Genomic DNA, 22,118 nt, shown 5'->3' on the forward strand with positions numbered 1-22,118 from the left:
CGCTCCCACAGGTTCAGTGGTGTTCAGGCGCTTGCGAACATCGAGAATCCATTTGTGGGAGCTTGCTCGCGAAGGCGTCGGTATCTCCAGCATCATTTCAAACTGACCCAACACCGTAGCCCTGCATTCAAATCCAGTGATACGCCATAGCCTGGCTTTTTGTTATTCTCGCCGCCTTCTTTCATGGACGAATACCGGGACAAGCCATGGCTAACGACACCCCGTCACGCATCGGGACCCTACTGCTGGGCCTGCTTTTTTCTCTGATTGGCGTTGGCTTGTTGGGCATTGCCGTCAACCTCACCCTTGATCGACGCGACTTTCTCGCCCAGGCACAGACCGCCGATGGCATCGTCAGCCATTTGAATGCTGGTGGTTCGCATCCTGAAATCGCCTTCACCACCGTCAGCGGCGAAAAAATATCCTATCCCCAGGGCGGTTTTATCTTCGGTTACCAGAAAGACCAACCGGTGCGCGTGCACTACTTGCCCGAGCAGCCGGCTGGCAGCGCCATCGTCGATGCCCCGTCAGCACTGTGGGGGACCTCCGGGGTGCTGGGGTTCATCGGTTTGGTGTTCACCCTTGTCGGCCTGCTAAAAGCTTTCCGTCAACGCGGCCGCGGTGCGGTTCATTCACATAAAGGACTTTGAACGTATGAGCTACAACATCCCTCTCCCGGTCAATGAAAGTCGCTGGCAGTACCAGACCGCCAGCGGTGGCGGTCTGACCGTGGTCATGGTGGCGGGCAGTGGCGGCTCGATTATCCTGCGTTCGCCCCAGGGCGAGGACGTCAGCTATCGCTATGGCGGTGTTGGCGTGGGTGTCGGGTTTGGCGCAAGGCTGCCACGCTTCGGCAAGATCAATATCCAGATCAAGGGCAAGGGTGTGGCTGCGGCCGGTGCGGCGGAGGCGTTTCCCAGCACCGGCAAGGTGTTTGTCAGCGACGCCTTGGTCAATCGCGACCTGACCAGCGACGACATCACGGGTCCTTGCATGTATACCGAGGTGGGCGTGGGCCTGGTGGTCGGCGGTTCGGCCACGGCCCTGCTGTTCGGGCTCGACCCCAAGTTGCTGGCGTTATCGGTGGCCTTGAGCGCCAACCCGGCGACTTCGCTCATTGCGTCGACCACGGTCAACCGGCAACTGGCGCGCTCGGCCAAGGGGGCGGTGGTCATGGCGGGTGTGAACGCTGGGTTGCAGGCCGGTGGTGGTGCGGCGATCTATATGGGTTACCTGTTCTAGTGAGAATGTCAGTCATTGCTTCGCTAGGGATTTTGTCGCTGATTCAAACATCGCTGTCCTTTGCGGATAATGCCAATGGGAAAAATATCTATTTGCAGCGATGTGTGATGTGCCATGGGGTGGACCTCAAGGGAACAGGGCCTTTGGCTCATAAGAGCAATCCTCCTACGCCTGATCTTACGACTGCGGCTTTCAAGGAGCGTCTGAGGGTTTATCCGGGGGTTATTGTGTCGTCGGTAATACTTCGTCCTAATGGAGACTTGATTCCCAGGACGTTGAAAGAGAATGGTGTGAAGTTAGTGCCGTTTGATTGGGGCGTTAAGGACTTTCGCGATTTGAATCAGTATATGAGTGGTGTGATTTTCAAAGGCCGGTGACTTTCGGGGCTTTTTTGCGTGTTGTTGATGATCTTGTGTGTATATCCGTTATCTAGGTAACGGCTACTTATGGTTCCGCTCTTACAGCGGGTCACTTTTGAGAAGCGCAAAAGTAACCAAAACGCTCTTGCCCCACCACTCGGCACCTCGCCTAGGCTCGGTGTGCCCTCACTCCGGCATTGCTCCGTGGGCCGCCGCGAAGGGCCATCCATGGCCCAGCGCGGCTACCTCGGCATCCATGCCGAGGTGCCCACTGCGCAATACCTGCGTTCGGCCAGCGTGGTTTAACGGGGCCTTCAGATCAAGATCAAGATCAGAAGCAAGAGCAAGAGCAAGAGCAAGAGATACATGCCAGCATCTATTTGTCTGAGCCTCCGCTATCGCGAGCAAGCTCGCTCCCACACATAATCTTCTGCAGACACAAAACTCATGTACACCACAAAACCTGTGGGAGCGAACTTGCTCGCGAAGAGGCCTGTACATTCAACAACTTCATTGGCTGTGATACCGCTTTCGCGAGCAAGCTCGCTCCCACAGGAGAAACGCGGTCCCATCCAGAGCCAGGTCGGCTATAAGGCCGCCTCGCGGTGGACGTTGATCTCGGGCGCCCCGTTAACCACGCTGGCCGAACGCAGGCGTTGTGGAGTGGGCATCCCGGCATGGATGCCGGGATAGCCGCGCTGGGCCATGGATGGCCCTTCGCGGCGGCCCACGGAGCAATGCCGGAGTGAGGGCATGCCGAGCCCTAGCGAGGCACCGAGTGGTGGGGCAGAAGCGCTTTGGTTACTTTCGCGCTTTTCGAAAGTGACCCGCTGTAAGAGCGGAACCATAAGTAGCCGTTACCTAAATAACGGATATACACCTCATCCCCCGCAACACCACGTGCAAGTTAGACGTTAAAGCGGAAGTGTCCCTTCTCGTCGGCTTCAACAAACCACTGGTCGAACTCCGCTCATGCCAACGCTGGGGCGGCGTGCAAATCTTTACTGCTCTACTAGAGTGACGAATCCAACACCCGTTAAAGGATTAACCCATGGCAACCAGCGATAGCACGATGGCAAATACCCATACCGTGATAACTGGCCCGGGCACTGTCCAGGTCGACCTCACCGGCCAGCTCGATAATAACCAGAGCATCATTATCCAACCGGACGGCAAGATATTGGTTGGAGGCTATACCGAGTACCTGGCATGGGGATACCCCGGAGCGCCAGGCGAAGAAAGCTACGGTTACGAACAGAAGCATTCCGTTGTCCGGCTAAACGCCGATGGTAGCCTGGACACCAGCTTCCATGAAGGTGGCATCGACATCGTACCTGCTGCGATAGCCCCGGCGTCGCGCTACGAGCTGACGGCGGTGCAGACCGATGGCAAGGTGCTTGTCGCCGTTGCGTTGGACACCGGCGTACAGGTGGAGCGCTTCAACAGCGACGGGACGCGCGATGCCAGCTTTGGCCAAAATGGCGCTATTACGGTCGACATCAGCCACGACTTCAAGGACATCGACCTGACGGCGAATACGGATGGCACATTCCAGGTCAGCGCCCGTGGATTTGATCAGGCCACAGTGACAAGGATCGGCAATGACGGCACTTTCGTCGATGGCTTTGGCGAAAATGGCGTGCTGACTGTCAAGATTCCCGAAGACGCTTACTACAACGGAGGGATATCTACTGCGGTGCAGGCAGATGGAAGTGTTGTGGTCGGGGCTGCATACAATGCCGCCGGCGTGGGCGATCCGACGTACACCCTACAGCGCTTCAACCCCGACGGTCAGCTGGATACCCGTTTCGGTGATGATGGTGTCCTCTCCTTGAACGCTGCCATGGGTTTTGGCGAAGACTCCGTGGTCACCGTACAGGCTGACGGCAAGATTATCGTGATGGGTCATGGCGAAGGCGATACTTTGGCTACTCTCGCGCGGCTTAACGCTGATGGCTCCTTCGATGCCAGCTTTGGCTCCAAGGGTAGGGTGACCTTCGAGGCCGACACGCCTGTGGCGTTGACAGTGCAAGAGGATGGCAAGATCCTCGCCGCTGGCACGAGCAACGGAGATTTCAGCGTCATCCGTTTGAACGCGGATGGCAGTGTGGATACCGGCTTCGGCAGCCAGGATGGCAAGCTCCATGTGGACGGATACGCCGGCGAAGAAATCCTGCAGGGGAGCGATACCGCTGAAATCATCCACGGCTTGGCGGGTGATGATGTGCTCCAAGGCAACGGCGGACGCGACGTTCTGCAGGGCGGCGCTGGCGCTGACATTTTCCGCTTCGCCGAACTGAGCGACAGTTTCCGCACGACCACGCAAAACAACAGCGACCGGGTCATGGACTTCGACGCCTCTCAGGACCGCATCGACCTGATTGGCCTGGGCTTCACCGGCATTGGCGACGGCCATGGCGGCACCTTGGCTGTCATGGCGAGCTCAGACGGCACTCGCACCTACCTCAAGAACTACGACGCTGATGCCTCTGGACAACGGTTTGAACTGATCTTGGATGGCAACCTGTCGGGGCAATTGGACAGCTCTAACGTGGTGTTCACCGCACCCACTGTCGAAGGGACGTCTGGTAAAGATACGATTACCGGTTCTGCCTTGTCGGAAATCATCTATGGCCTGGACGGCAATGACCGTATCAATGGCGGTGCTGGCGCTGATGTCATCATCGGTGACGCGGGTGCAGACCGTCTCAACGGCGGAGATAGAACCGACATTTCGTTGTGGACAGATAACCGTGAAAACGCCGACGTGTTCCGCTATCTCTCTACCGAGGACAGCTATCGTACGGACAGCCATAGCTTTGCCGATCTTATCGAAGGCTTTACCGTTGACGACAAGATCGATGTATCGGCCCTGGGCTATACCGGCTTCGGAGAGGGTACGGGCACTACGCTGGAGATGGTTTATAACAACGAACTGGACCGCACTTACCTGAGGGATGTGGAGGCGGATGCACAAGGCCACCGATTCCAGGTCGCGCTTGCTGGGGACTGGCGAGAAAGCCTTGATGAGGATGACATGATCTTTGCTCCCGACGCCGAGATAGGGCTGATCGGGGTAGCGCCCGAGGCCGATCCAGGGCATTTATTGACCTGACGTCGGCTCCAGACGGTCGCGTGGCAGCGAGTAGCTGCCACGCGATGGGGTCTGAGGACGTTGATCGCCCCCAATGACCTGATATGAAAAAGCGTCAGACGTTGAAGCGGAAATGCATAACGTCACCATCCTTGACGATGTATTCCTTGCCTTCCAAACGCCATTTACCCGCTTCCTTGGCGCCCGCTTCGCCCTTGTACTGGATGAAGTCCGAGTAGGCGATGACTTCGGCGCGAATGAAGCCTTTCTCGAAGTCGGTGTGGATCACACCAGCGGCTTGCGGTGCAGTGGCACCGACGCGCACAGTCCAGGCGCGGACTTCTTCGACACCGGCGGTGAAGTAGGTCTGCAGGTGGAGCATCTCGTAGCCCGCGCGGATCACGCGGTTCAGGCCGGGCTCTTCCAGGCCCAGGGCCTCGAGGAACATGTCCTTTTCTTCACCGTCGTCCAGCTCGGCGATTTCCGCTTCGATCTTGTTGCAGACCGGCACGACCATGGCGCCTTCTTCTTCGGCAATGGCCTTGACCACGTCCAGGTGCGGGTTGTTCTCGAAACCGTCTTCAGCGACGTTGGCGATGTACATGACCGGCTTGGTGGTCAGCAGGTGGAAGCCCTTGATCACCAGCTTCTCGTCAGTGCTCATGTTCTTCATCAGGCTACGCGCAGGCTTGCCTTCGGTGAAGTGGGCGATCAACTGTTCCAGCAGGCCTTTCTGGACAACCGCGTCCTTGTCGCCGCCCTTGGCGTTACGGGCGACTTTCTGCAGTTGTTTTTCACAGCTGTCGAGGTCGGCGAAAATCAGTTCCAGGTCGATGATTTCGATGTCGCGTTTCGGGTCGACGCTGTTGGAGACGTGAATCACGTTCTCGTCTTCGAAGCAGCGCACGACGTGGGCGATGGCATCGGTTTCACGGATGTTGGCCAAAAACTTGTTACCCAGGCCTTCACCTTTCGACGCACCGGCCACGAGGCCGGCGATGTCGACGAATTCCATGGTGGTCGGCAGTATGCGCTTGGGGTTGACGATCGCCGCCAAGGCTTCCAGGCGCGGATCGGGCATCGGTACGATGCCGCTGTTCGGCTCGATGGTGCAGAAGGGGAAGTTCTCGGCCGCAATACCGGATTTGGTCAGGGCGTTGAACAGGGTGGACTTGCCGACGTTAGGCAGGCCGACGATGCCGCAATTGAATCCCATGGTGTTTCCCCTCGGATAAGTGTCAGGCCTTCTGGCTGTGCAGGTTTTTCATCGCACGGTTCCATTCACCGGCGAGGATATCCGGCAGCACGCCGAGGGCAAAGTCGATGCTGGCATCGAGTTTTTCCTGTTCGGCGCGAGGCGCACGACCCAGGACAAAGTTTGAAACCATACTGGCAACGCCCGGGTGGCCGATGCCGAGCCGCAGGCGGTGAAAGGTATTCTGATTACCCAGTTGCGCGATGATGTCGCGCAAGCCGTTGTGACCGCCATGGCCGCCGCCTTGCTTGAGCTTGGCAACGCCCGGAGGCAGGTCGAGTTCGTCGTGGGCCACCAGGATTTCTTCAGGCTTGATGCGGAAGAAACCGGCCAATGCCGCCACGGCCTGGCCGCTGCGGTTCATATAGGTGGTGGGAATCAACAGGCGAACATCCTGACCCTGGTGCGAGAAGCGCCCGGTCAGGCCGAAATACTTGCGATCGGCAGCCAGGCTGACGCCTTGTGCGTGCGCGATGCGCTCAACAAAAAGGGCCCCTGCGTTATGCCGGGTCTGTTCGTATTCAGCGCCTGGATTTCCCAGGCCAACGATCAGTTTAATGGCAGTCACGATAGGGGCCCTTCCTGGAGTGTGGATAACAATGTCGCAATCAGGCGTTGTTGCGACAGTGGACGAAAATGGCGGATCTACCGTTAAGTAAACTTCGCGTTCTCGCCCGCTGTCTCGCTACGTTCCAGTCCGCGATGTTTCCGGTCACTCCGGCGACAGAGTGAAATTACTCTGCAGCGCCTTCTTCAGTGGCTTCTGGAGCAACACGTGGAGCGTGGACGTTGGCAACAGCCTTGTCATCGCCGTGTGCCAGAGCAACAAACTCAACGCCTTTAGGGGCCTTGAGGTCGGACAGGTGAATGATCGTGCCGACTTCGGCGTCAGCCAGGTCGACTTCGATGAATTCAGGCAGGTCTTTCGGCAGGCAGGACACTTCCAGCTCGGAAGTCACGTGCGAGATCTCGCCGCCTTTCTTGACCGGGGCAGCTTCGTTGATGAAGTGCACTGGAACAACAGCAGTCAGCTTCTGACCGGCAACAACGCGGACGAAGTCAGCGTGCATCACGTGGCCTTTGGCCGGGTGACGCTGCAGGGCTTTGATCACGACGTTTTGCTTGGTGCCGCCAACGTTCAGCTCGATGATGTGGCTGTAGGCCGCTTCGTTTTCGAGCAGCTTGGCAACTTCTTTGGCCAGCATGCTGATGGACTCAGGGGCTTTGTCGCCACCGTAGACTACAGCTGGAACCAGGCTTGCGAGACGACGCAGGCGGCGGCTCGCACCTTTCCCCAGGTCGGAACGCACTTCAGCATTCAGAGTAAAATCGTTCATGTTGTATCTCCAAAATAGCCATTTCCGAATGACGTCTGCGACCGACGCCAAAGCGGTATGGGCAAAAAAGCCCCGCCCCAACATGAGTGTTGGGGCGGGGCGCTTTTCGTCAACGAGATCTTCTGGAAAGGGCAGGGCCCTTAACGGAACATCGCACTGATCGATTCTTCATTGCTGATGCGGCGAACCGCTTCGGCAACTACCGGTGCGATATCCAGTTGGCGGATACGCGCACAGGCTTGTGCTGCAGCGGACAGCGGGATGGTGTTGGTCACCACCAGCTCGTCCAGCACGGAATTTTCAATGTTCTCGATCGCTCGACCCGACAGCACAGGGTGTGTGCAGTAGGCAAAGACCTTGGCAGCGCCATGCTCTTTCAGGGCCTTGGCCGCGTGGCACAGGGTGCCGGCGGTATCGACCATGTCATCGACCAGGATACAGGTGCGCCCTTCGACGTCGCCGATGATATGCATCACTTCGGAGTGATTGGCTTTCTCACGACGTTTGTCGATGATACCCAGATCCACTCCCAGGGATTTGGCAACAGCCCGTGCACGCACGACGCCACCAATGTCCGGGGACACGATCATCAGGTTTTCGAAGCGCTGATCTTCAATATCATCCACCAGGACCGGGGAGCCGTAGATGTTATCCACGGGGATATCGAAGAAACCCTGGATCTGGTCAGCATGCAAATCAACCGTGAGGACACGGTCGATGCCGACTACGGTCAGCATATCAGCCACGACTTTCGCGCTGATCGCCACACGTGCGGAACGCGGACGGCGATCCTGACGGGCATAACCAAAGTAAGGAATAACAGCAGTGATACGAGTAGCCGAGGAACGGCGGAAGGCATCAGCCATCACGACGAGTTCCATCAGGTTATCGTTGGTCGGAGCGCAAGTCGGCTGAATAATGAAGACGTCTTTACCGCGAACGTTCTCATTGATCTCGGCAGTGATTTCGCCGTCGGAGAACTTACCGACAGAAATGTCACCGAGAGGGATATGCAGCTGACGTACGACACGCCGAGCCAGATCGGGGTTAGCGTTCCCCGTAAAGACCATCATCTTGGACACGCGCAGTACCTGAAGGCTGAGGGTATACCTGGATGAGTATAGGAAAATGGCAGGGGCGGCTGGATTCGAACCAACGCATGGCAGGATCAAAACCTGCTGCCTTACCGCTTGGCGACGCCCCTGTATCTGTTGCTGCGAGTGCCCAGCACTCGATTCCTTTTAGAGCAGGTCTTGCAGCTTGCGATGCAACATCGAAACGTTGCTTCCTTTTGCTACAAACCCTGTAAGGGTCTCTGTCAGAAGGGCCGAGACTTTATCAGCTTCAGCTTTGCTTGGGAAGCCCCCAAACACACAACTTCCAGTTCCGGTGAGTTTTGCTTCGGTAAATTTACCTAACAAATTCAAAGCGTTACGAACATCTGGATAACGCCTTGCTACCACCGGTAAGCAGTCATTTCGACTGTTTCCCTTGGGAACGGGGCGCACTTTAATGGGAGGAGAGTTACGTGTCAACAGTGGATCTGAAAAAATTTCTGCTGTACTTACAGAGACTTGCGGCACCAGCACCACGTACCAGGGTTCTTCGGGTTCCACCGGGGTGAGTTTTTCCCCAACGCCTTCGGCAAAAGCGGCGTGGCCACGCACGAAAACCGGCACGTCGGCGCCCAGGGAAAGGCCCAGCGCCGCGAGGCGATCGATGTCCCAGTCCAACCGCCACAAGTGATTGAGGCCCAGCAAAGTCGTCGCCGCATTCGAGCTGCCGCCGCCAATGCCGCCGCCCATGGGCAGGATTTTTTCGATCCAGATATCGATGCCTAGCGCGCAACCGGATTGCGCCTGGAGTTTTTGCGCGGCCTTGACGATCAGGTTGCTGTCGTGGGGGACGCCTTCGAATTCGGTGTGCAGGCGAATCACGCCGTCGTCGCGCACGGCAAAGGTGATCTCGTCGCCGTAGTCCAGGAACTGAAAAATTGTCTGCAACTCGTGGTAGCCGTCCGGGCGGCGACCGAGGATGTGCAGCATCAGGTTGAGCTTGGCCGGAGAGGGCAGGGTCAGGCGTGCAGCGGTCATCTCATTGCCCCAGCTTGCGCGGCTGCCATTGCTTGATCACCAGTGTGACGTCGAGGTTGCTGCCGTGCAGCTTGATGCGTTCGGGCAGCCAGTAGCCGTTCTGCTGGGCATAACTGAGGTATTCGATCTGCCAGTCGTCCTGTTCCAGGTTGGACAGGCGGCTGTCGGCGTCGAGTGTCAGGCGACTTTTACTGTCCGGTGCCGGCAATCCACGAACCCACCAGGTCAGGTGGGAAACCGGCAGTTTCCAGCCCAGTTGTTCTTCCAGCAGCGCTTCGGGGCTGGGCGCCTCGTAGCGCCCCTGGTTGGCGACTTCCAGCGAAACCTGGCCCGGTCGGCCGGTCAGGCGGGCCGCACCACGACCCAGCGGGCCCGACAGGCGAATATCGTAGTAGTCCTGGCGTTGCAGCCAGAACAGCGTGCCACTGCCCGAGTCTTTCGGGGCGCGGATGCCGATCTTGCCGTCGATCTGCCAGCCGTCCAGGCCGCTCAGTTGCTGCTTGTGCTCGCGCCACTGGGCCTGGTTGCCCTGGCCTTGGACGGATTCACGGGCGCCGAAGCCCGCGCAACCGGCGAGCAGGGCAATGAAGCTGAACACGATGAGATGGCGCAAAAACATAATCTTAAAGAGTCTCGGATCCGGTCAGGCGTTTGATGGTGCTGCGCAAGATAGGGCTGTCGGGCTGATCCTTGAGGAATCGGCTCCAGATCTGCCGGGCTTCGCGTTGTTTGCCGTTGGCCCACAGGACCTCGCCCAGGTGCGCGGCGACTTCCTGGTCGGGAAAGCGCTCCAGGGCCTGGCGCAACAGGCGTTCGGCTTCGTCGAGATTGCCCAGGCGGTAATTCACCCAGCCAAGGCTGTCGAGTACCGCCGGGTCTTCCGGATTGATCTGGTGGGCCTGTTCGATCAGCAGCTTGGCCTCGTCGTAGCGGGTGGTGCGATCCGACAACGTATAGCCCAGGGCGTTAAGGGCCATGGCGTTGTCCGGATCGCGCTGGATGATCAGGCGCAGGTCTTTTTCCATCTGGGCCAGGTCATTGCGTTTTTCCGCCAGCATGGCGCGGGTATACAACAGGTTCAGATCGTCCGGGTATTGCTTCAAGGCTTGTTGCAGTACGTTCCAGGCCTTGTCGCCCTGGTTGTTGGCCGACAGGGTTTCGGCTTCGATCAGGTACAGCTGGATCCCGTAGTCGGGCTGGGAGTCACGTTGTACGGCGAGGCGACTCTGGGCATCGGCGGTCTTGCCATTGCTGATCAGGATATCGGCCTGGCGCAACTGTGCCGGCAGATAATCGTTGCCCGGGCCGACCTGGGCGTACTCGATCAGTGCGCTCTCGGGGTCATTGCGTTCCTCGGCGATGCGACCCAGGTTCAGGTGGGCCGAGTCGACATGGCTTTCCCGGGCGATCAGATCTTCCAGGTAACCCTTGGCCTCTTCCCAGGCCTTGGCTTCCAGGCAGACCAGCGCCAGGGAATAGCGCAACTCGTCGTCTTCCGGGTATTGCTGGACCAGGCTGGAGAACTCCACCTTGGCGTCGTCCATGCGGTTGTTTTCCACCAGCATGCGGGCGTAGGTGAGGCGCAGGCGCTTGTCGTCCGGATACTTCTTGATGCTTTTTTGCAGCAGCGGCAGCGCTTCGTCGCCACGGTTCAAGCCTTGCAGCAGGCGTGCCCGTAACAGGATCGGCGCCACTTCGCCGGCTTCCGGCGGGTTGTCTTCCAGCAGGGTGAGGGCGCCCTGGGCGTCACCGTCCTGTTGCAACAGCAGGGCCTTGCCGAAAATCAGCTGGCCGTTGTTCGGGTGGCGCTGCAACAGGCGATCGAAGCTTTTCATCAGGCCGTTGCGGGTTTCCTGGTCGGTGTCGGCGGCGGACAGCGCCAGGAAATCGAAATGAGTGTCGCCCTTGCCCAGCAGGACTTTCTCCATATACACCATGGAGTCGTCGTAGCGCCCGGCCCGGGCCAGTTGCACGGCGGCGGCGCGCTGCGCTTCGAGGTCGTCCGGGGCATTCCTGGCCCAGATCAGCGCCGTATCGAGCGCGGGTTGGTCGGCGCCCAGGTATTCGGCAATGCGAAATGCCCGCTCGGAGATGCCCGGGTCCTGGGTATTGATGGCCTGGGTCACGTAGTTGTCCAGCGCAATGTCGAAGCGATTGCGCTGGCCTGCCAGTTCGGCGCTCAACAGGCTGAAGATGGTTTCTTCGCTGAAGGAGCCGTAGACCTTGGGTTTTTCAGGGGCCTGCACACTGTCTTCGACTGGCGGCGTACCGTCCGTCGAAACGGGGGCCATGGACTGGCAGCCGCTGAGCAAGGCAAGGGCGAGGAGCAACGCGGAAGATCTATTCATATAGGAAGAGGACGACTAACCTGCGGTCGGATCATCATGACACAAGCCTTGGGGCAAACATAACCGCCCCGTCGATTTACCCTCCAGGGCCGGGCGATAGAGATGGAGTAGTTGTTCTGGATCTGACGAAGTAGGACAATTGCCGGCTTCACGTCACCATCAGCGACCTTGAATGGCCTTCCTTGCACTCGGTATCAACCACAAGACTGCTTCAGTAGACGTCCGCGAGCGCGTGGCCTTTACGCCTGAGCAGCTGGTCGAGGCCTTGCAGCAGCTCTGCCGACTCACCGACAGCCGCGAAGCTGCGATCCTCTCCACCTGCAATCGCAGCGAGCTCTATATAGAACAGGATCACGTTTCGTCCGATTCAGTGTTGCGCTGGTTGGCCGAATACCATGATTTGAGCCTTGAAGAGCTGCGCGCCAGTGCTTATGTGCACGAAGACGATGCGGCCGTTCGTCACATGATGCGCGTCGCCTCGGGGCTCGATTCGCTGGTGCTGGGCGAGCCACAGATTCTCGGCCAGATGAAGTCGGCGTACGCCGTGGCCCGCGAGGCCGGCACCGTCGGCCCGCTGCTGGGGCGCCTGTTCCAGGCGACGTTCAACGCCGCCAAACAGGTGCGCACCGACACCGCCATCGGCGAGAACCCGGTGTCCGTGGCGTTTGCCGCGGTCAGCCTGGCGAAACAGATTTTCAGTGATTTGCAACGCAGCCAGGCGCTGCTGATCGGCGCCGGCGAGACCATCACCCTGGTCGCCCGCCATCTCCATGACCTGGGTGTGAAACGTATCGTCGTTGCCAACCGCACCCTGGAACGGGCCAGTACCCTGGCCGAACAGTTCGGTGCCCATGCGGTGCTGCTGTCGGACATTCCCGCCGAGTTGGTGCACAGCGACATCGTCATCAGTTCCACCGCCAGCCAGTTGCCGATTCTTGGCAAGGGCGCCGTGGAAAGTGCCCTGAAGCTGCGCAAGCACAAGCCGATTTTCATGGTGGACATCGCCGTTCCCCGGGACATCGAGCCGGAAGTCGGCGAGTTGGACGACGTTTACCTCTACAGCGTCGACGACTTGCACGAGGTAGTTGCCGAAAACCTGAAGAGCCGGCAGGGCGCGGCCCAGGCGGCGGAGGAGATGATCAGTGTCGGCGCCGAGGACTTCATGGTGCGCCTGCGCGAGCTGGCTGCGGTGGATGTGCTCAAGGCGTATCGTCAACAGAGCGAGCGCCTGCGCGACGAGGAGCTGCAAAAGGCCCAGCGCCTGCTGGCCAACGGCGGCAGTGCCGAAGAGGTGCTGGTGCAACTGGCCCGCGGCCTGACCAACAAATTGCTCCATGCCCCCAGTGTCCAGCTCAAGAAACTGACCGCCGAGGGCCGCCTCGATGCGCTGGCCATGGCCCAGGAACTCTTTGCCCTCGGTGAGGGTTCACCGGATAGCTTTTCGGATAAAAAACCGCAATGAAAGCGTCACTGCTCAACAAACTGGACATCCTCCAGGACCGTTTCGAAGAACTGACCGCCTTGCTGGGCGATGGCGAAGTCATTTCCGACCAGAACAAATTCCGCACCTATTCCAAGGAATACGCGGAAGTCGAGCCGATTGTTACCAATTATAAACAGTTGCTTAAAGTGCAGGGCGATCTCGAAGGCGCCCAGGCGCTGCTCAAGGACAGCGACCCGGACATGCGTGAAATGGCCGTGGAGGAAGTCCGCGAAGCCAAGGAGCAATTGCTCGAACTGGAAAGCAGCCTGCAACGCATGCTGCTGCCCAAGGACCCGAATGACGGGCGCAACGTGTTCCTTGAGATCCGTGCCGGCACCGGCGGCGACGAGGCGGCGATTTTTTCTGGCGACCTGTTCCGCATGTATTCGCGTTATGCCGAGCGTCGCGGTTGGCGGGTGGAAATTCTCTCGGAGAACGAGGGCGAACACGGCGGCTATAAAGAAGTCATCGCCCGGGTCGAGGGCGACAATGTCTACGGCAAGCTGAAGTTCGAATCCGGCGCCCACCGTGTGCAACGCGTGCCGGCCACCGAATCCCAGGGACGCATCCACACCTCGGCCTGCACCGTTGCGGTATTGCCTGAGCCGGACGAACAGGAAGCCATCGAGATCAACCCGGCGGACCTGCGGGTCGACACGTACCGTTCCTCCGGCGCGGGCGGCCAGCATGTCAACAAGACCGACTCGGCGATCCGTATCACGCACTTGCCCTCGGGCATCGTGGTCGAGTGCCAGGAAGAACGTTCCCAGCACAAGAACCGTGCGCGGGCCATGGCCTGGTTGTCGGCCAAGCTCAACGACCAACAGACCAGTGCCGCCGCCAACGCCATCGCCAGCGAACGCAAGTTGCTGGTGGGCTCGGGCGATCGTTCCGAGCGGATCCGTACCTACAACTTCGCCCAGGGCCGAGTCACCGACCATCGCGTCAACCTGACCCTGTATTCCCTGGACGAGATCCTTGCCGGTGGTGTCGATGCGGTGATCGAGCCGTTGTTGGCCGAATACCAGGCCGACCAGTTGGCGGCGATTGGCGAGTGAGCACAGGTGAATAAATGACCATCATCGCCAGTCTGTTACGCGCCGCCGAACTGCCGGATTCACCCACGCCACGGCTGGACGCCGAGTTGTTGCTGGCCGCTGCCCTGGGCAAGTCCCGCAGCTTCCTGCACACCTGGCCGGAGCGGATCGTACCCAGCGAGGCGGCGTTGCTGTTCTCCGAATACCTGCGGCGGCGGCGTTCCGGCGAGCCGGTGGCCTACATTCTTGGGCAACAAGGCTTCTGGAAGCTCGACCTGGAAGTCGCGCCCCATACCCTGATCCCGCGTCCCGACACCGAGCTGCTGGTGGAAACCGCGCTGGCCTTGTTGCCGGCGACACCGGCCCGGGTCCTGGACCTGGGCACCGGCAGCGGCGCGATTGCCCTGGCCTTGGCCAGCGAGCGCCCGGCCTGGAAGGTCACGGCGGTCGACCGGGTGTTGGAAGCCGTAGCCTTGGCCGAACGCAATCGCCAGCGCCTGGACCTGCGCAACGTCACGGTGTCGAGCAGCCACTGGTTCAGCGCTTTGGAAGGCGAGCGTTTCCAGTTGATCATCAGCAACCCGCCGTACATTGCGGCCAGCGATCCGCACCTGGCCGAGGGCGACGTGCGTTTCGAGCCGGCCAGTGCCTTGGTGGCCGGGCCCGACGGGCTCGACGATCTGCGCCAGATCGTGGCCGAGGCCCCGGCTCACCTGGAACCGGGTGGCTGGCTGATGCTAGAGCACGGATACGATCAGGCCGAAGCGGTGCGCGATTTGCTGAGCGCCCAAGGTTTCACGCAAGTCCACAGCCGCAAGGACCTCGGCGCTCATGAACGCATCAGCCTGGGGTGCCTGCCGTGCTGAACGATCAGGAGCTGTTGCGCTACAGCCGGCAGATTCTGTTGCAGCACGTCGACATCGACGGCCAGTTGCGTCTCAAGCAAAGCCGGGTGTTGATCATCGGGCTCGGCGGGCTCGGCGCCCCGGTGGCGTTGTACCTGGCTGCCGCTGGCGTGGGCGAGATGCACCTGGCGGATTTCGACAGCGTCGACCTGACCAACCTGCAACGCCAGATCATCCACGACACCGACAGCGTCGGCCTGAGCAAGGTCGATTCGGCGATGCGGCGCCTGGGGGCGATCAACCCCGAGGTTCGGTTGGTGCCTCACCGAGCGGCCATGGACGAAGACAGCCTGGCCGCGGCGGTCGGGGCGGTGGATGTGGTGCTCGACTGCTCGGACAACTTCTCGACCCGCGAAGCGGTGAACGCGGCCTGTGTCGCGGCGGGCAAGCCGTTGGTCAGTGGCGCGGCGATTCGCCTGGAAGGGCAGTTGTCGGTCTTCGACCCGCGCCGCTCTGAAAGCCCTTGTTATCACTGCCTCTACGGCCACGGCAGCGAAGCCGAGCTGACCTGCAGCGAAGCCGGTGTGATCGGGCCGCTGGTGGGCTTGGTGGGCAGCTTGCAAGCCCTTGAAGCCTTGAAGTTGCTCGCCGGCTTCGGTGAGCCGCTGGTGGGGCGTCTGCTGTTGATCGATGCCTTGGGTACACGGTTCCGTGAGCTGCGGGTCAAGCGTGACCCAGGTTGCAGCGTCTGCGGTGATCCACATGAGTGAAGCGCCGGTCGGTGTGCTCGACTCGGGTGTCGGCGGGCTGTCGGTACTGGGGGAGATCCGTCGACTGCTGCCCAATGAGTCGCTGTTGTACGTGGCAGACTGTGGGCATATTCCCTACGGCGAAAAGACCCCGGAATACATCCGGCAACGCTGCGCGATCATTGCTGACTTTCTCCTGGGCCAGGGCGCCAAGGCGTTGGTCGTTGCCTGCAACACCGCAACGGTGGCTGCCGTTGCCGACCTGCGCCGTGATTTTCCCCAGTGGCCCATCGTTGGCATGGAGCCGGCGGTCAAGCCGGCGGCCGCCGCAACCCGCAGCGGTATCGTCGGCGTATTGGCCACCACCGGCACTTTGCAGAGCGCCAAGTTCGCCGCGCTGCTCGACCGATTCGCCAGCGATGTGCGGGTCATCACGCAGCCGTGTCCGGGTTTGGTGGAACTGATCGAAACGGGTGACCTGCAAAGCCCAGCCCTGTATCAACTGCTGCAACAGTACATCGAGCCGTTGCTGGCGGCCGGTTGCGATACGCTGATCCTGGGGTGCACGCACTATCCGTTCCTCAAGCCATTGCTCGAGAGGATGATTCCTGAACATATCAGCCTCATCGACACGGGGGCGGCGGTGGCCCGGCAACTTCAACGCCTGTTGATTGAGCGAGGGTTGTTGTCTGAAGGACCTGCCAGCGAAACGCACTTCTGGACGAGTGCCGATCCGATACATCTAAGAAAAATCCTACCAACGCTATGGCATTCGTCTGGCGTTGTGCGAAGCTTCGAGCTGTAAAAAAAACGTGAAAATTATGTAATTCCTGCTGAACTTCTGTTTTAGCGTGGATTTCTATAGCTTTGAGTGTTTGTAACAAAATCTACTAAGTCTGTTCGGAAAAGGATGTTTCTAATGAAGCGCTTATTCTGCTTTGCCGCGTTTGCGGCTGCGTTGTTGGGGCACACTTACACTGCGCAGGCAGCGGGTGTGGAGTTTGGGGTGGGCCAGACCAGCGACTCGACCATGACCTATCGCCTGGGCATGCAGTTCGACTGGGACAAGAGTTGGTTGCAGAGTGATGTCGGCCGCCTGACCGGCTACTGGAGCGGCGCCTATACCTATTGGGACGGGGACGAAGCATCCAGCAACCACAGCCTGTCGTTCTCGCCCGTGTTCGTGTACGAATTTTCCGGCCAGAACGTGAAGCCTTACATCGAGGCGGGTGTCGGTGTCGCGTTGTTCGCCAATACCCAAGTGGAAGACAACAAGCTCGGCACGGCCTTCCAGTTCGAAGATCGCATCGGGTTCGGCCTGCGCTTCAATGGTGGGCATGAAGTGGGCATTCGCGCCACTCACTACTCCAACGCGGGCATCAAGTCGACCAACGACGGTGTGGAAAGCTACGCGCTGCATTACACGATGCCGTTGTAACACTTTAATACTGTGGGAGCGGGCTTGCTCGCGAAAGCGTAGTGTCAGTCACTTCAGTGCTGGCTGGTCCGACGCTTTCGCGAGCAAGCCCGCTCCCACAAAAAACGGGTCTATTTCCTACCGATACGCCGTCGCAATGCCCTGGCGTTCCTCCAAGCATTCCGGTGCGCCCATCTCGAACTCGCGGCAGATCAGCGGGCGCCTTTCGTAGATGGTGCACATCATGCTGTCGCGATCCAGGGCAGCGCACCATCCGTCGTCAAGCCGCAGCATCACTTCCCCACCCCAGTCGTCCGTGTCGATAAAACGCTCCGGGACCCCGGTGTCGGTGATCAGCATCACTTCCAACTGGCAGCAGCACGCCGCGCACGTCGAGCACGTGACGGCCGGTGCGGGGATTTCATGGAGGGGGATGGTTTTCATGGCGCGCAGTGTAAGGCAATCGGCGGCTCAGGGGCGTCCCTTGATCGGATAGCTGTTTTTTGCCTGGCATGAGTCGATGTCGGCCGGCAGGGTTTCGGTGGATGAAGGCAAGGGCCAGAGCGTGGTCATGGCCGCGATGGGGAGGGCGACTTCCCGGGGGCGTTCGACCAAGTGATTGAGCACATGCCGCGCCGCTTCTTCTGGCGACCAGTGAGTCGGGGCTGGGAAACAATTGTCGGCCCCCAGCGATGGGCCATCGAAGCCAGGATGTACCAAGGTCACGTCGATGCCGGCGCCGGCCAGTTCTGTCCGAGCCGATTCCAACAGATGACGCATCCCGTTGCCCCCCGCTTCGATTTGTGAAGGCGGCAGGTAGGTCGCCGGGCTGGCAATACCCACCAGATGAGGCTCGATCCCGGCGCGCAACAAGGGCATCGCCACTTCGATGCAGAAACTGGCGGCCAGCAGGTTGCTGCGCACGATATGCTCGATCAATGTGTGATCGGCGGGCTGCCCGTCAACGTACTCAGCAGTGCCGGCATTGAGGATCACCTGATCCAGCGCGCCCCATTGTCGAGTGATGTGTTCGCCGATCTCGCGCACGGTCTGGCTGTCGGTCAAATTGCCGGGCGCTATCAGCACCTGTCCGGGATAACGTATCGAAAGGGTTTCGCAGGATCGGGCCGAGTTCGAACTGACGGCCAGGTAGGCACCCGTCTCGAGTATCGCTTCAGCCAACGAAACGCCGATTCCGTTGCCAGCTCCGGTAAGCCAATAGCGCCGTGGCGGTCGTAGACCCATTCCATACTCCTTTCGTTTGCGCAGGGCTCTGATACACCGCTTTCAGCAGAGTCCCTGCGGTTAGTACGAATATATGTCATCGGTTAAAAAATGCATCCCGGCGCTCGGCAATTTCATGTTCGCTAATCGCCCAGCCCCTCAAGGGTTGCATCCTGTCGCGTCGACAGGTTTCTGAACGCTGCCAACGCACGTGCCCGGGATTGGGCCAGATCAACAATCGGTGCCGGGTAGTTTGTATTGCCAAACAATTCGCCTTGCACATTAGGGCGGTGGACACTTCGTTTATCGAGATCGTTCAACTCAGGTAACCAATGTTTGATAAATAATCCTTCGCGATCGAATTTTTCCGACTGGCTCAACGGATTGAAGATGCGAAACCAGGGCGCCGAGTCGGTGCCAGTGGAGGCGCTCCATTGCCAGCCGCCATTGTTGGCGGCCAAGTCGCCGTCGATCAGGTGCTGCATGAAAAAACGCTCGCCTTCGCGCCAATCGATCAACAGGTTCTTGGTCAGGAACATGGCCACGACCATTCGTAAACGGTTGTGCATCCAGCCGGTCTCCATCAATTGGCGCATGGCCGCATCGATGATCGGCAAGCCGGTGCGTGCCTGTTTCCAGGCCTCCAGTTCCGCGGGGGCCTTGCGCCACGCCAGCGCCTCGGTTTCCAGACGGAACGCGCGATGACGCGACACGCGTGGATAGCCCACCAGAATATGTTTATAGAATTCGCGCCAGAGCAATTCATTGATCCAGGTCACAACTCCGGCATTTCCGCTTTCAAATTCTCCTTGGTTGGCTTGCAGCGCTGCATGCAGGCACTGACGCGGCGACACCACCCCAGCCACCAGGTACGCCGAGAGTTGGCTGGTGCCGGGCCGGGCCGGGAAGTCCCGTTCGTGCTGGTAATCGTCGAGGTGCTGGTCGACAAAACTGTTCAGGCGCCGCCGGGCTTCGGTTTCACCGGCGGGCCAGAGGGCACGCAATGCTTCACTGGGCGGGGCGAATCCATCGACTTGCGTCGGCACCGGGTCGCGGGCAATGCCGGTGGGCGCCTGCCGCGGCGGTGTGGCGACCAGGCTCGGCAATGAGTAATGAAGGCGGTTGTAGCAGACCTTGCGGAACTGACTGAACACCTGGAAATAATTACCGGTCTTGGTCAGCACGCTGCCGGGCTTGAACAGCAGTTGATCGAGGTGACTGTGAAACTCGATGCCCTGGTCATTCAAGGCATGGGCGACCTCGGCGTCGCGTCGTGTTTCATTCACGCCGTATTCTTCGTTGGCATGCACGGCGCCGATGTTCAGTTCGCGACATAGCGTGAGCAATACGTGTGGCGCCTGGTGCCAGTGCGCTGCCTCGCGAATCAAGAGCGGGATGTTCAATTCATCCAGGGCCGTGCTCAATGCGCCGAGGTTGCGCAGCCAGAAATCGATCTTGCACGGTGCGTCGTCATGGGCCCGCCATTGCTCGGGGCTGGTCAGGTACACCGCCACGCAGGGCCCTTGGGCTGCGGCGGCCGCCAGGGCGGTGTTGTCGCGCAAGCGCAAGTCGCTGCGCAGCCAGATCAATCGCATGCTGTTCTTCATCTAAAGGAGTTCTCGGCGACTCAGTTCGCGGTGAGCCGATAGCGGGTCTTCGGCCCAGGACACCTCGATCATCGAGACGCCTGTGGATAGCCGGGCGTGGTGGATCGACGCGGCTGGGCCGGCAATGATGATTGGGCAATCAATTGCGCCCAATAGCCTGGGCAGTTGGGACGGGTTGAGGGCGTGACTGGAATACAACAGGACGCCACGGGCCTTGAGACGTTCGACCGCCAGGGCCAGCTCGCCCGCCGGGAGCGGGCTGTCGAGCACTTCCACTGGGCAATCGGCGCTGCTGGCCAGCCAGGCGGTGAGCCACAGGTGCGGCTCCAGGGGCAGGTCCGAATGATTGACCAGCAACAGGGGCGCGCCGCGCAGCTGGCGGTTGTTGTGATAGATCCGGCTGCCGAACTTGCTGCGCAGCCACGAGTACAGGAAAACCCGTTCCAACTGCGCACCGAACTGACCTTGCCAGCGCAGGTGCAGGTCGGCCAGCAATGGCAGGAGCAATTGTTCGCACACGGTCCAGGGCGGATACAACGCCATCGCCTGGTTGACCAGGTCATCGACCTGGCGCTCGGCCAGTTGCGTCACCGCCAGCACCAGGGCGTGGCGCTGACGCTGCCAGTCGTTCTCCGCCGGCTGTGTGGTTTCGGTCGGCGCTGGTGTGTCCAGCAACGGCTTGATCTTGCTCACCGCAACGCCACGATCGATCCACGTGAGGATGTTCCGGATCCGTTGTACATGCTCGGCATTGAACAGTCGGTGACCCTTGGGTGTGCGGTGCGGCACGATCAGGCCGTACCGGCGCTCCCAGGCCCGTAGCGTGATGGCGTTGACCCCGGTCTGCCGGGCGACTTCGCGAATGGGCAGCCAGCCTTGGGCCAAGGCCTGGGCAAAATCGGCCCCCAAGTCTTCGCGGGCGCTGGCGTCGGGGTCGTTCTTCATTAGATAGCGTTTCGCAAGCTAAGGTTTTCCGGGTGCGGTTGCAGGTAGACCTGCTGCGCCAGGTAAGGATCGGGGTGCTGGCGCAGGTGATGCTTGAGCAATGTCAGCGGCACTACCAAGGGCACGATGCCGAGGCGATATTGCCCGATGAGGTGCTGCACCTCCTGTTTGTCCTCGGCGTCGATGTCGCGCTTGAGATACCCGCTCAGGTGTTGCAGCACGTTGGTGTGGGTGCGGCGGGTGGCGCATTTCTTCAGGGCGGCCATCAATGCGCTGAAATAGCGTGGGCCTAGCTCGTTGGCATCGGCCTTGCCCATGGTGCCCAGTAGTTTGCCCAGGGCCTTGTACTGCTCCGGGTTGTGGGCCATGAGCAGGTATTTGTAGCGCGAGTGAAATTCGATCAGGTCGCGACGGGTCAGGCCCTGGCGGCGCAGGGATTGCCAGGCGGCATAGGCAAACACCCGGGTCAGGAAGTTTTCCCGTAGCACCGGGTCGTTGAGGCGACCGTCTTCCTCCACCGGCAGGTCGGGATGGCGTTCGCAAAAGGCCTGGGCATAGATGCCGCGCCCGCCGCCGTCCTGGGTCACGCCGTTGTGGTCGTAGACCTTGACCCGCTCCAGTCCGCAGGAGGGCGATTTCTGCATGAAGATGTAGCCGCAGATGTCATCCAGTTCACCCGCCATTTGCCGCCCGTAGTCGGCCAGTGGCCGGGTCACGTCGAGGTCGCGATTCACCGTGCCTAGCGCCTCGGGGTGTTCGGGGTCGCCCACCAGGCGGATCGGCTGCCGGGGAATGCCCAGGCCGATGGCGACTTCAGGGCACACCGACACGAAATCGAAGTACTCGACGAGGGTGCGGCTGCACAATGGCGATTGCTTGTGCCCGCCATTGAAGCGAACTTCAGCCCCCATCAGGCAGGAGCTGATGGCGATTCTGGGTTTGGCGATGGCTGCTTTGGACATGGGCGACCTCTGATAGCTAAATCTTGTACAGATTTTTTGCTCTGTACAATATTTCCATCATAGGTCCGAATGTGTGCAAGTCAATTGGATTTATCGAAGGGACTGACGCAATGAGTGTCGC

23 protein-coding genes and 1 tRNA gene are annotated in these 22,118 nt (G+C 60.0%); 10 read left to right on the top strand and 14 right to left on the bottom strand.

All coding sequences use genetic code 11. From position 1 onward, the window contains the following. Nucleotides 1-206 precede the first annotated feature (206 nt). Genes M1D99_RS05205 through M1D99_RS05215 form a run of 3 tightly spaced genes read left to right on the top strand, consistent with a single transcriptional unit; the run spans nt 207 to nt 1,619 of the window. The gene (locus M1D99_RS05205) at nt 207-650 is read left to right on the top strand and encodes a DUF3592 domain-containing protein (protein ID WP_434574345.1); all 444 of its coding nucleotides are present in this window, start codon (nt 207-209) and stop codon (nt 648-650) included. A gap of 4 nt (nt 651-654) precedes the next feature. Then, nucleotides 655-1,242: a hypothetical protein gene (locus tag M1D99_RS05210; protein WP_434574346.1), complete on the top strand. Its 588-nt coding sequence runs from the start codon at nt 655-657 to the stop codon at nt 1,240-1,242. Nucleotides 1,243-1,247: 5 nt separating this feature from the next. After that, nucleotides 1,248-1,619: a c-type cytochrome gene (locus tag M1D99_RS05215; protein WP_434574347.1), complete on the top strand. Its 372-nt coding sequence runs from the start codon at nt 1,248-1,250 to the stop codon at nt 1,617-1,619. A gap of 569 nt (nt 1,620-2,188) precedes the next feature. Here M1D99_RS05215 and M1D99_RS05220 read toward each other — a convergent pair. Then, nucleotides 2,189-2,356, bottom strand: coding sequence for a nucleoid-structuring protein H-NS (locus M1D99_RS05220; RefSeq protein ID WP_207966273.1), 168 nt, complete (start codon nt 2,354-2,356; stop codon nt 2,189-2,191). A 296-nt stretch (nt 2,357-2,652) separates the two neighbouring features. Between M1D99_RS05220 and M1D99_RS05225 the strand changes: the two genes are divergently transcribed. After that, the gene (locus M1D99_RS05225; RefSeq protein WP_434574348.1) at nt 2,653-4,716 is read left to right on the top strand and encodes a calcium-binding protein; all 2,064 of its coding nucleotides are present in this window, start codon (nt 2,653-2,655) and stop codon (nt 4,714-4,716) included. A 94-nt stretch (nt 4,717-4,810) separates the two neighbouring features. Here M1D99_RS05225 and ychF read toward each other — a convergent pair whose 3' ends face one another. From ychF to M1D99_RS05265, 8 genes are all read right to left on the bottom strand, one after another. Beyond that, nucleotides 4,811-5,911: a redox-regulated ATPase YchF gene (gene ychF / locus M1D99_RS05230; RefSeq protein WP_060740647.1), complete on the bottom strand. Its 1,101-nt coding sequence runs from the start codon at nt 5,909-5,911 to the stop codon at nt 4,811-4,813. A 22-nt stretch (nt 5,912-5,933) separates the two neighbouring features. Then, nucleotides 5,934-6,518: an aminoacyl-tRNA hydrolase gene (pth, locus tag M1D99_RS05235; protein ID WP_003185374.1), complete on the bottom strand. Its 585-nt coding sequence runs from the start codon at nt 6,516-6,518 to the stop codon at nt 5,934-5,936. A 166-nt stretch (nt 6,519-6,684) separates the two neighbouring features. Further along, nucleotides 6,685-7,287 (bottom strand): 50S ribosomal protein L25/general stress protein Ctc, encoded by a 603-nt coding sequence (locus tag M1D99_RS05240; protein ID WP_060740648.1) that lies wholly within the window; start codon nt 7,285-7,287, stop codon nt 6,685-6,687. Between the two features lie 140 nt (nt 7,288-7,427). Next, nucleotides 7,428-8,369 carry a ribose-phosphate pyrophosphokinase gene (locus M1D99_RS05245; RefSeq protein ID WP_003171603.1) on the bottom strand — a complete coding sequence of 314 codons (942 nt, stop codon included), beginning with the start codon at nt 8,367-8,369 and terminating at the stop codon, nt 7,428-7,430. A 47-nt stretch (nt 8,370-8,416) separates the two neighbouring features. Beyond that, a tRNA-Gln gene (locus M1D99_RS05250) sits at nt 8,417-8,491 on the bottom strand. A 37-nt stretch (nt 8,492-8,528) separates the two neighbouring features. Further along, on the bottom strand, nt 8,529-9,380 hold the full coding sequence (ispE, locus tag M1D99_RS05255; RefSeq protein ID WP_434574349.1) for a 4-(cytidine 5'-diphospho)-2-C-methyl-D-erythritol kinase: 852 nt from the start codon (nt 9,378-9,380) through the stop codon (nt 8,529-8,531). Nucleotide 9,381: 1 nt separating this feature from the next. Then, complete coding sequence (gene lolB, locus M1D99_RS05260; protein WP_186705004.1) at nt 9,382-9,999, bottom strand: lipoprotein insertase outer membrane protein LolB; 618 nt, start codon at nt 9,997-9,999, stop codon at nt 9,382-9,384. A 4-nt stretch (nt 10,000-10,003) separates the two neighbouring features. Continuing rightward, a complete protein-coding gene (locus tag M1D99_RS05265) occupies nt 10,004-11,728 on the bottom strand; it encodes a tetratricopeptide repeat protein (protein WP_434574350.1) in 1,725 nt (574 codons plus the stop codon). Nucleotides 11,729-11,900: 172 nt separating this feature from the next. Between M1D99_RS05265 and hemA the strand changes: the two genes are divergently transcribed. The 6 genes from hemA (at nt 11,901) to M1D99_RS05295 (ending at nt 17,280) form a co-directional block, all read left to right on the top strand. Continuing rightward, the gene (gene hemA, locus M1D99_RS05270; RefSeq protein ID WP_186705006.1) at nt 11,901-13,190 is read left to right on the top strand and encodes a glutamyl-tRNA reductase; all 1,290 of its coding nucleotides are present in this window, start codon (nt 11,901-11,903) and stop codon (nt 13,188-13,190) included. Beyond that, nucleotides 13,187-14,269 (top strand): peptide chain release factor 1, encoded by a 1,083-nt coding sequence (gene prfA, locus M1D99_RS05275; RefSeq protein WP_458131471.1) that lies wholly within the window; start codon nt 13,187-13,189, stop codon nt 14,267-14,269. Before hemA ends, prfA begins: the two co-directional genes overlap by 4 nt. A gap of 14 nt (nt 14,270-14,283) precedes the next feature. Then, on the top strand, nt 14,284-15,114 hold the full coding sequence (gene prmC, locus M1D99_RS05280) for a peptide chain release factor N(5)-glutamine methyltransferase (protein ID WP_458131472.1): 831 nt from the start codon (nt 14,284-14,286) through the stop codon (nt 15,112-15,114). Beyond that, nucleotides 15,108-15,863, top strand: a complete 756-nt coding sequence (locus M1D99_RS05285; RefSeq protein WP_434574352.1) for a molybdopterin-synthase adenylyltransferase MoeB — start codon at nt 15,108-15,110, stop codon at nt 15,861-15,863. The genes prmC and M1D99_RS05285 overlap by 7 nt, the downstream gene beginning before the upstream one ends. Further along, on the top strand, nt 15,856-16,647 hold the full coding sequence (gene murI / locus M1D99_RS05290) for a glutamate racemase (protein WP_458131473.1): 792 nt from the start codon (nt 15,856-15,858) through the stop codon (nt 16,645-16,647). Before M1D99_RS05285 ends, murI begins: the two co-directional genes overlap by 8 nt. 114 nt (nt 16,648-16,761) lie before the next feature. Then, nucleotides 16,762-17,280 (top strand): acyloxyacyl hydrolase, encoded by a 519-nt coding sequence (locus tag M1D99_RS05295; RefSeq protein ID WP_186705011.1) that lies wholly within the window; start codon nt 16,762-16,764, stop codon nt 17,278-17,280. A gap of 117 nt (nt 17,281-17,397) precedes the next feature. Here M1D99_RS05295 and M1D99_RS05300 read toward each other — a convergent pair whose 3' ends face one another. From M1D99_RS05300 to M1D99_RS05320, 5 genes are all read right to left on the bottom strand, one after another. Continuing rightward, nucleotides 17,398-17,703: a YkgJ family cysteine cluster protein gene (locus M1D99_RS05300; RefSeq protein ID WP_434574353.1), complete on the bottom strand. Its 306-nt coding sequence runs from the start codon at nt 17,701-17,703 to the stop codon at nt 17,398-17,400. 27 nt (nt 17,704-17,730) lie between these two features. After that, nucleotides 17,731-18,504 carry an SDR family NAD(P)-dependent oxidoreductase gene (locus tag M1D99_RS05305; protein WP_458131474.1) on the bottom strand — a complete coding sequence of 258 codons (774 nt, stop codon included), beginning with the start codon at nt 18,502-18,504 and terminating at the stop codon, nt 17,731-17,733. Between the two features lie 122 nt (nt 18,505-18,626). Next, nucleotides 18,627-20,078, bottom strand: a complete 1,452-nt coding sequence (gene phrB / locus M1D99_RS05310; protein WP_458131475.1) for a deoxyribodipyrimidine photo-lyase — start codon at nt 20,076-20,078, stop codon at nt 18,627-18,629. A 12-nt stretch (nt 20,079-20,090) separates the two neighbouring features. Beyond that, nucleotides 20,091-21,035, bottom strand: a complete 945-nt coding sequence (locus M1D99_RS05315) for a MerR family transcriptional regulator (protein ID WP_458131476.1) — start codon at nt 21,033-21,035, stop codon at nt 20,091-20,093. Next, nucleotides 21,035-21,997 (bottom strand): YbgA family protein, encoded by a 963-nt coding sequence (locus M1D99_RS05320; RefSeq protein ID WP_458131477.1) that lies wholly within the window; start codon nt 21,995-21,997, stop codon nt 21,035-21,037. The genes M1D99_RS05315 and M1D99_RS05320 overlap by 1 nt, the downstream gene beginning before the upstream one ends. Nucleotides 21,998-22,118 lie beyond the last annotated feature (121 nt).

The sequence above is a fragment of the Pseudomonas sp. R3-41 genome (genome assembly GCF_054161485.1).

Bases quoted from the DNA above. Each gene is read 5' to 3' on its own strand.
- M1D99_RS05205 (WP_434574345.1), top strand. From the start codon at position 207: ATGGCTAACGACACCCCGTCACGCATCGGGACCCTACTGCTGGGCCTG.
- M1D99_RS05210 (WP_434574346.1), top strand. From the start codon at position 655: ATGAGCTACAACATCCCTCTCCCGGTCAATGAAAGTCGCTGGCAGTAC.
- M1D99_RS05215 (WP_434574347.1), top strand. From the start codon at position 1,248: ATGTCAGTCATTGCTTCGCTAGGGATTTTGTCGCTGATTCAAACATCG.
- M1D99_RS05220 (WP_207966273.1), bottom strand. From the start codon at position 2,356: ATGCCCTCACTCCGGCATTGCTCCGTGGGCCGCCGCGAAGGGCCATCC.
- M1D99_RS05225 (WP_434574348.1), top strand. From the start codon at position 2,653: ATGGCAACCAGCGATAGCACGATGGCAAATACCCATACCGTGATAACT.
- ychF (WP_060740647.1), bottom strand. From the start codon at position 5,911: ATGGGATTCAATTGCGGCATCGTCGGCCTGCCTAACGTCGGCAAGTCC.
- M1D99_RS05240 (WP_060740648.1), bottom strand. From the start codon at position 7,287: ATGAACGATTTTACTCTGAATGCTGAAGTGCGTTCCGACCTGGGGAAA.
- ispE (WP_434574349.1), bottom strand. From the start codon at position 9,380: ATGACCGCTGCACGCCTGACCCTGCCCTCTCCGGCCAAGCTCAACCTG.
- lolB (WP_186705004.1), bottom strand. From the start codon at position 9,999: ATGTTTTTGCGCCATCTCATCGTGTTCAGCTTCATTGCCCTGCTCGCC.
- M1D99_RS05265 (WP_434574350.1), bottom strand. From the start codon at position 11,728: ATGAATAGATCTTCCGCGTTGCTCCTCGCCCTTGCCTTGCTCAGCGGC.
- hemA (WP_186705006.1), top strand. From the start codon at position 11,901: ATGGCCTTCCTTGCACTCGGTATCAACCACAAGACTGCTTCAGTAGAC.
- prfA (WP_458131471.1), top strand. From the start codon at position 13,187: ATGAAAGCGTCACTGCTCAACAAACTGGACATCCTCCAGGACCGTTTC.
- prmC (WP_458131472.1), top strand. From the start codon at position 14,284: ATGACCATCATCGCCAGTCTGTTACGCGCCGCCGAACTGCCGGATTCA.
- murI (WP_458131473.1), top strand. From the start codon at position 15,856: ATGAGTGAAGCGCCGGTCGGTGTGCTCGACTCGGGTGTCGGCGGGCTG.
- M1D99_RS05295 (WP_186705011.1), top strand. From the start codon at position 16,762: ATGAAGCGCTTATTCTGCTTTGCCGCGTTTGCGGCTGCGTTGTTGGGG.
- M1D99_RS05300 (WP_434574353.1), bottom strand. From the start codon at position 17,703: ATGAAAACCATCCCCCTCCATGAAATCCCCGCACCGGCCGTCACGTGC.
- M1D99_RS05305 (WP_458131474.1), bottom strand. From the start codon at position 18,504: ATGGGTCTACGACCGCCACGGCGCTATTGGCTTACCGGAGCTGGCAAC.
- phrB (WP_458131475.1), bottom strand. From the start codon at position 20,078: ATGCGATTGATCTGGCTGCGCAGCGACTTGCGCTTGCGCGACAACACC.
- M1D99_RS05315 (WP_458131476.1), bottom strand. From the start codon at position 21,035: ATGAAGAACGACCCCGACGCCAGCGCCCGCGAAGACTTGGGGGCCGAT.
- M1D99_RS05320 (WP_458131477.1), bottom strand. From the start codon at position 21,997: ATGTCCAAAGCAGCCATCGCCAAACCCAGAATCGCCATCAGCTCCTGC.